The organism is Sphingomonas sp. P4_D12, from assembly GCF_056401895.1.
Genome location: NZ_JBFUIL010000014.1, coordinates 46,135 through 52,473, shown reverse-complemented (window position 1 = coordinate 52,473; position 6,339 = coordinate 46,135). Strand labels below are relative to the sequence as shown.

At 63.9% G+C, this 6,339-nt stretch carries 2 protein-coding genes and 2 pseudogenes; 2 read left to right on the top strand and 2 right to left on the bottom strand.

Annotation, left to right across the window (positions count from 1 at the left end; genetic code table 11):
- Positions 1 to 2,030 (bottom strand): annotated as a pseudogene (locus AC1DSD_RS21075) (hypothetical protein); the annotation flags it as partial.
- A 378-nt stretch (positions 2,031 to 2,408) separates the two neighbouring features.
- A pseudogene (locus AC1DSD_RS21070) lies at positions 2,409 to 2,705 on the bottom strand (cell cycle transcriptional regulator TrcR); the annotation flags it as partial.
- 138 nt (positions 2,706 to 2,843) lie between these two features.
- Here AC1DSD_RS21070 and uvrA point away from each other — a divergent pair.
- Positions 2,844 to 5,951 carry an excinuclease ABC subunit UvrA gene (uvrA, locus tag AC1DSD_RS21065; protein ID WP_478032851.1) on the top strand — a complete coding sequence of 1,036 codons (3,108 nt, stop codon included), beginning with the start codon at positions 2,844 to 2,846 and terminating at the stop codon, positions 5,949 to 5,951.
- Positions 5,948 to 6,334, top strand: coding sequence for a hypothetical protein (locus AC1DSD_RS21060; protein ID WP_478032850.1), 387 nt, complete (start codon positions 5,948 to 5,950; stop codon positions 6,332 to 6,334). The genes uvrA and AC1DSD_RS21060 overlap by 4 nt, the downstream gene beginning before the upstream one ends.
- Positions 6,335 to 6,339 lie beyond the last annotated feature (5 nt).

The following is a 6,339-nucleotide window of genomic DNA, read 5'->3' as shown; positions in this document are numbered from 1 at the left end:
TCGACGATGTAGGTGTCGTCGCCGCCACCGCCATAGAGCGTGTCGGCCCCGCCAGCACCGTTGAGCGTGTTCGCAGCGCTATTGCCGTGAATGACATTGGCGCCGGCATTGCCGGTGCCGTCGATCGCCAGACCGCCGGTCAGGGTCAGATTCTCGACATTGGCGCCCAAAGTATAGCTGATCGAGGCCTCGACCGTGTCGGTGCCCTCATTGGCGTTCTCGATCACCTGGTCGCCACCATTGTCGACGACATAGGTATCGTTGCCAATGCCCCCGGTCATCTGGTCGACGCCCTGGCCGCCAACCAGCCGGTCGTCGCCGGCATAGCCGAACAGGCTGTCATTGCCGGTGCCGCCGGTCAGGACGTTCACGCCGGCATTGCCCTGGATCAGGTGCGACCAGGCATTGCCGGTCAGGTTGAGCGCGGTCGTCGCGTTGGAGTCCGATGCCGCCAGCCGCTCGACATACCCGTTCAGGTCAGCAAGCGTATAGCTCACAGTTGCCAGCACCGTGTCAGCCGCGCCCTCGCCAGCACCTTCAACGATCAAATCGAGGGCGCTGCGCACGTAATAAACGTCGTTGCCCGCACCGCCGGCCAGCAGATCGCCACCGCCAGCGCCGTCAAGTATATCGGAGCCGTCACCGCCATTAAGGTAGTCGCTTCCAATGCCTCCGATCAGACGATCGTTGCCCGCGCCACCGAAAACGGTTGTGGACGTGCCCAAGCTCGTGGCCGTAATGACGTCATCGAAGTTCGAGCCGAAGATCGTGCCGATCTGCTCGATATTCTTGATCGTGCCGCCCGCGAACGTAACCGTCCCGCCGCTGATGATCGAGGCTGTGTTCAGCGTTACGCCTGCCGTCGCGCCGAGAAGCGAGATTGACAAAATGTCGGTGCCGGTGCCGCCGTCGGCATCGTCGCCATAGCCGATCGAGAGTTGGTCGTCGCCGGCGTCGCCAAATAGCTGATCGTGCTCAAGGCCAGTGTCGCGGACACCTACGTACGAGCCGTCAGCCTCCGCATTTCCCGACCAGATAACGTCGTTGCCAAGATCACCATGAATGACATCTGCGCCGTCCCCGCCGAACAGATAATCATCGTTCGACGACGGGCTGAGCGCGTTGCCAGATCCGATCAGGCTATAATCACCGTAGAGCGTGTCGTTGCCGCTGCCGCCGTAAATGTTGTCGGCATCGCCGGCCCCGTAGAGCGTGTCGTTACCATCGCCGCCGTATAGGCTATCGCCGAACGACCCCCCGTCGATCGTGTCGTTGCCCTCGTCGCCCCAGAGATAGTCATACCCGTAATTACCGTCGATGATGTCGTCGCCGGTGCCGCCATGCATCGTTTCATAGCTGCTTCCACCGAGCAGCGTGTCGTTGCCGGCATCGCCGTACAGGCTTGGGCTATATTGCGAACCGGTCGCGTCGATCACGTCATCGCCGTCGCCGCCATATAGGCCGGAGCCACCCCATCCGGAGTAATAATCCCCAATGATATGGTCATTGCCACCGCGCCCGTAAACGTTCGCGCCGGTTGGGTAGTAAGTATCTATCGGTGCAAGAAGGTCATCATAATTGCTGCCTTCCAGATAGCCCACGGTCTGAATATTGGTGATCACGCCACCGCCGATCGTTATCGATGGCTGGGTGTGAAGCAACCGGAAGTCGGCGACGACCCCGCTGGTTGCGCCTTGGAAGCTGATATAAAGGCGATTGCCATAGAGGCCCTGAGCACCGCCATCGACATTGTCGCCATACCCGGCCAGAATATAATCGTCACCGTTACCGCCGATCAGCGTGTCGACCTCGGTTCCGAAATCGGTCGAAATTCCTCGATAGCTGGTGAAGGTGAAAGCATTCGGGTCAGGATCTTGCGAGGACAGGATATCGTCGCCATCGCCGCCGTTGATCGCATCGCCGCCGCCGCCGCCCGATAGCACGTCGTTACCGCCATTGCCGTTGATCGTGTCCGAGGCATCGCCACCCGTATAGGTGTCCGCGCCGGCAGTACCGTCGTAATTTGCCATGAAGCCCCCTCTCGCGGGGCATGTACGCACCCCAGCGCGTATTTAACCAGTACACCCTAACGGGCCAAGATCATTTATCAGGCTATTCCAGCCGGTCCGGTTGGATTTGGCCGCCGCCTTTTTTTATTCGTAGACTTGGGCTTAGTCTCCAGTCTACCTGGTCAATATAGCACTACCTTACCGCATGAACTGCGATCCGCGTTCGCGAGATGGCGCGCATGACGTCACGGCGCCCACGCGACACATCGCGTGAACGCAACTAGCGTTCTGCGCTCTCCGACTCGACGAGAATTCCTTCGCCGCTCGATACACGCCAGCGCGGGTTGCGGATGCCCCGCGCCCGCTCTCAATGCTTGAACAGCGTCTTCGCCATATGCATCACCGGCGCCGCCTCGCCCCACCCTCGGTCGCCGCCACTTCGGCATCGCGCGCGGCTTGGTCGCGTTCGGCGGGGAGCTGTTTGATCAGTGCCTCGCGTTCGCCCTCGAGCCTGGTGTCGACCGGCGCTTCGATGCCGTGCGCCTTGGCCGCCTTGGTCACCGCCGTATCGAGCTCGCGCTGTGTCGTCAGGCCGAGCGTCACCGGATCCTTCGGCGCGATATTGGCGACGTTCCAATGCGTGCGGTCGTGGATCGCCGCGATCCTCGTGCGCGTGGTGCCGATTAAATTGGAGATAATGTCGCCCCTCAACCGGCCGACCGACCCAAATCTGCGTCAACACGATCGCAACTTGCCTCCGCGCGCCGCACTTCCCATCTCTCCCCGGTCGCGAGGCGCTTGCCTGACGCGAACAAATCTGGAACAAATACCTACATGCTGACTCACATTCAGGTGCGCGGCGCGCGCGAGCACAATCTCAAGGGCGTCGATATCGACATCCCGCGCGACACGCTGACGGTGATCACCGGGCTGTCGGGATCGGGCAAGTCGAGCCTCGCCTTCGACACCATCTATGCCGAGGGGCAGCGGCGGTACGTCGAGAGCCTGTCGGCTTATGCACGCCAGTTCCTCGAGCTGATGCAGAAGCCCGATGTCGATCATATCGAAGGGCTCAGCCCGGCGATCTCGATCGAGCAGAAGACCACCAGCCGCAATCCGCGCTCGACCGTCGCGACGGTGACCGAGATCTACGATTATATGCGCCTGTTATGGGCGCGCGTCGGCGTGCCTTATTCGCCCGCCACCGGCCTGCCGATCGCGGCGCAGACGGTCAGCCAGATGGTCGACCGCGTGATGGCGCTGCCCGAGGGCACGCGGCTCTATTTGCTCGCGCCGGTCGTGCGCGGGCGCAAGGGCGAGTATCGCAAGGAACTCGCCGAATGGCAGAAAGCGGGCTTCACCCGCGTCCGCATCGACGGCGAATTGTACGAGATCGACGAGGCGCCGGCGCTCGACAAGAAGTACAAGCACGACATCGAGGTGGTGGTCGACCGGCTGGTGGTCGGGCCCGACATGGCGACGCGGCTGGCCGACAGTTTCGAGACCGCGCTGAAGCTGGCCGAGGGGCTGGCTTATGTGGATTTGGTGGATACGACTGTCGCGGAGATCAACGCGGCCGCTACGTCGAATCGCGTGAAGGAAGTGTCAGCCACTTTCGTCGCCCCGGCGCAGGCCGGGGCCGCCGGCGAAGGCGCGATACGGCCAGCGGCCAGTGACGGGTTGGGCATGCCCCGCATGCCCAAGGATCGTCCGGGGGACGATCCGACCCGTCACTCCTCCGCCGGGGCGACGGATGGCGGCGCGATGAAGGGCGCGGGTGTCCCCGACAACCGCATCGTGTTCAGCGAGAAATTCGCCTGCCCGGTGTCCGGCTTCACCATCGCCGAGATCGAACCCCGCCTGTTCTCGTTCAACGCCCCGCAGGGCGCCTGCCCGGCGTGCGATGGCCTCGGCGAGAAGCTGATCTTCGACGAGGATCTGGTCGTCCCCAATCACGACCTCAGCCTGAAGAAGGGCGCGGTGGTGCCCTGGGCCAAGTCCAATCCGCCCAGCCCCTATTACATGCAGGTGCTGGGCAGCCTGGCGCGCGAATTCGGGTTCAGCCTGGAGACGCCGTGGAAGGACCTGCCCGGCGAGGTCCGGCTGGTCATCCTCTACGGCACCGCGGGCAAGCCGGTGACCTTGACCTTCGTCGACGGCAAGAAATCGTACGACGTGCGCAAGCCGTTCGAGGGCGTGATCGGCAACCTCAACCGCCGCATGCTCCAGACCGAGAGCGCGTGGATGCGCGAGGAGCTGAGCAAGTACCAGTCATCGCAACCGTGCGAGACGTGCCACGGTGCGCGCCTCAAGCCCGAGGCACTGGCGGTCAAGGTCGCGATGCAGGACATCAGCTACGCGACGCATCTGTCGGTGGTCGACGCGCTCGCCTGGTTCCAGGACCTGCCGCGCCACCTCAACGGCCAGCAGAAGGAAATCGCCGAGCGCATCCTCAAGGAGATCGTCGAGCGGCTCGGCTTCCTCAACAATGTCGGGCTCGATTACCTCAACCTCGACCGCACCAGCGGCACCCTGTCGGGCGGCGAGAGCCAGCGCATCCGCCTCGCCAGCCAGATCGGCAGCGGGCTGTCGGGCGTGCTCTACGTGCTCGACGAGCCGTCGATCGGGCTGCACCAGCGCGACAACGAGATGCTGCTGGTGACGCTCCGCCGGCTGCGCGATCTCGGCAACACCGTGCTGGTGGTCGAGCATGACGAGGACGCGATCCGCTCGGCCGATTATATCGTCGACATGGGCCCCGGCGCCGGCGTGCATGGCGGCGAGATCGTCGCCAAGGGGACGCTGCCCGAGGTGCTCGCGCATACCGATTCGATCACCGCCGATTACCTCAACGGCACGCGCGCGGTGCCGGTGCCGCTGATCCGCCGCTCGGGCACCGGCAAGCAGCTCACCGTGCACAATGCCACCGCCAACAATCTGCGCGGGGTGACCGCGTCGATCCCGATCGGTACGTTCACCTGCATCACCGGCGTGTCGGGATCGGGCAAGTCGAGCTTCACGATCGACACGCTCTATGCCGCCGCCGCGCGTCAGCTCAACGGCGCGCGCCTGCTCGCGGGCAAGCACGACAACATCACCGGGCTGCAATATCTCGACAAGGTCATCGACATCGACCAGTCGCCGATCGGCCGCACGCCGCGGTCCAACCCGGCGACCTATACCGGCGCCTTCACCCAGATCCGCGACTGGTTCGCCGGCCTGCCCGAAAGCCAGGCGCGCGGCTACAAGCCCGGACGGTTCAGCTTCAACGTCAAGGGCGGCCGGTGCGAGGCATGCCAGGGCGACGGCGTGCTCAAGATCGAGATGCACTTCCTGCCCGACGTCTATGTGACGTGCGACGTGTGCCACGGCGCGCGCTACAATCGCGAGACGCTGGAAGTGAAGTTCAAGGGGCATTCGATCGCCGACGTGCTCGACATGACGGTCGAGGACGCCGCCGAATTCTTCAAAGCGGTGCCGCCGATCCGCGACAAGATGGAAATGCTGGTCGAGGTCGGGCTTGGCTATATCAAGGTCGGGCAGCAGGCGACGACCCTGTCGGGCGGCGAGGCGCAGCGCGTGAAGCTGTCGAAGGAACTGTCCCGCCGCGCGACCGGCAACACGCTCTACATCCTGGACGAGCCGACCACCGGCCTGCATTTCGAGGACGTGCGCAAACTGCTCGAGGTGCTCCATGCCTTGGTCGAGCAAGGCAATACGGTGGTGGTGATCGAGCACAATCTCGACGTCATCAAGACCGCGGACTGGATCATCGACCTGGGACCCGAAGGCGGCGTCAAGGGCGGGGAGATCGTTGCCGAGGGCACGCCCGAGGATGTGGTGAAGGTCGAGCGGAGCTTTACCGGGCAGTATCTCGCGCCGTTGCTGCGGGGGAGGGACGGGAAGGTTTCGGGCAAGCGGGAGGCTGTGGCGGCGGAGTGAGCCTCTATCGCCCCGAGTTCGAGGCGGCACTGCGCCTGCTCGCGCGCATCAGCGAGGCAATGGCCGCGCGAGGATTGCCGCGACCGGTGCTGGTCGGCGGTGCCGCCGTGGAATATTATTCGGGCAGCGCCATCGCGACCGGCGATTTCGACCTCTGCTCGCTGGCGCAGGACGAATTGCACGAGGAGATGCGCCGCCACGGCTTCGTCAAGCCATCGGGCCCGGGCAAGTCGACGCGTGGCTGGGTTCATCCCGATTTTCGGCTCGGCTTCGAAATCGTCGGCGATATGCCGATGGATGGCAGCGTCGACGAGATCATATCCTGCTCGTCGAGGATGTCGCGCCCGGCCTGTCGTTCGCCATCATCTCGGTCGAGGATCTGATTGCC

Coding starts and splice junctions, on each gene's coding strand:
- uvrA (WP_478032851.1), top strand. CDS start 2,844: ATGCTGACTCACATTCAGGTGCGCGGCGCGCGCGAGCACAATCTCAAG.